We start from the raw sequence: 1,781 nt of genomic DNA, 5'->3' as shown, positions 1-1,781 counted from the left end.
GCCACATCGAGCCCGCTGTTCTTGCGGGCCTCCTGGATCAGCCGGATCGCGTCACGGGCCAGGCCTGCGAGGCGCAGTTCCGGGGTGATCTCCAGGTCGAGGGCGACCGTCGCGCCGGAGTCCGAGGCCACCGACCATCCCTCGCGCGGGGTCTCGGTGATGATGACCTCGTCGGGGGCCAGTGCCACGGGCTCGCCGTTGACCTCGACCGACGCCGTGCCCGTGTCGCGCAGCGAGGCGGACAGGGCCGCCGCGTCAGCGGCCGCCACCGCCTTCGCCACGTCCTGGACGCCCTTGCCGAACCGCTTGCCGAGCGCCCGGAAGTTGGCCTTCGCGGTGGTGTCGACCAGCGAGCCGCCCACCTCGGAGAGGGAGGCCAGGGAGGAGACGTTCAGTTCCTCGGTGATCTGTGCGTGCAGTTCGGGCGAGAGGGTTTCGAAGCCCGTCACCGCGACCAGGGCCCGCGACAGCGGCTGGCGGGTCTTGACGCCCGACTCCGCGCGCGTGGCCCGGCCCAGCTCCACCAGGCGGCGCACCAGCGCCATCTGCGAGGAGAGCGCCGGGTCGATCGCCGCCGTGTCCGCCTTCGGCCAGGACGTGAGGTGGACGGACTCCGGCGCGTCGGGGGTCACCGGCACCACCATGTCCTGCCAGACGCGCTCGGTGATGAACGGCGTCAGCGGGGCCATCAGGCGGGTGACGGTTTCGACCACGTCGTGCAGGGTGCGCAGCGCGGCCTTGTCACCCTGCCAGAAGCGGCGGCGCGAGCGGCGTACGTACCAGTTGGAGAGGTCGTCGACGAAGGAGGAGAGCAGCTTGCCCGCCTTCTGGGTGTCGTACGACTCCAGGGCCGAAGTGACGCCCTCCACCAGGGAGTTGAGCTCGGAGAGCAGCCAGCGGTCCAGGACCGTGCGGTCGGCCGGGGCCGGGTCCGCCGCGCTGGGTGCCCAGTCGGACGTACGGGCGTACAGGGCCTGGAAGGCGATCGTGTTCCAGTACGTCAGGAGCGTCTTGCGCACGACCTCCTGGATCGTGCCGTGGCCCACCCGGCGCGCGGCCCACGGGGAGCCGCCGGCCGCCATGAACCAGCGCACCGCGTCGGCGCCGTGCTGGTCCATCAGCGGGATCGGCTGGAGGGTGTTGCCGAGGTGCTTGGACATCTTGCGGCCGTCCTCGGCCAGGATGTGGCCCAGGCACACGACGTTCTCGTAACTGGACTTGTCGAAGACCAGGGTGCCCACGGCCATCAGCGTGTAGAACCAGCCGCGCGTCTGGTCGATGGCCTCGCTGATGAACTGCGCCGGGTAGCGGGACTCGAAGAGCTCCTTGTTCCGGTGCGGGTAGCCGTACTGCGCGAACGGCATCGACCCCGAGTCGTACCAGGCGTCGATGACCTCGGGCACGCGCACCGCTTCGAGGGAGCAGCCCTCGTCGGTGCAGGTGAACGTCACCTCGTCGATGAACGGGCGGTGCGGGTCCAGGGCCGACTGGTCCGTGCCCGTCAGCTCGGTCAGCTCCGCGCGCGAGCCCACGCAGGTCAGGTGGCCCTCCTCGCAGCGCCAGATGGGCAGCGGGGTGCCCCAGTAGCGGTTGCGGGACAGCGCCCAGTCGATGTTGTTCTTCAGCCAGTCCCCGAAGCGGCCTTCCTTGACCGAGTCGGGGAACCAGTTGGTCTTCTCGTTCTCCCGCAGCATCGCGTCCTTGACGGCGGTGGTGCGGATGTACCAGGACGGCTGCGCGTAGTAGAGCAGCGCGGTGTGGCAGCGCCAGCAGTGCGGGTA

At 70.2% G+C, this 1,781-nt stretch carries 1 protein-coding gene; it reads right to left on the bottom strand.

Annotated features, from left to right (window positions below; translation table 11 throughout):
* Positions 1-1,781 (bottom strand): class I tRNA ligase family protein (locus ABD346_RS33025; protein WP_344379998.1); only part of this gene is annotated, 1,781 nt, incomplete at both ends.

The sequence above is a fragment of the Streptomyces mauvecolor genome (assembly GCF_039532965.1).
Lineage (GTDB): Bacteria > Actinomycetota > Actinomycetes > Streptomycetales > Streptomycetaceae > Streptomyces > Streptomyces violascens.
Note: the sequence above shows the minus strand (reverse complement) of the source record. Positions and strands in the feature narration are given on the sequence as shown.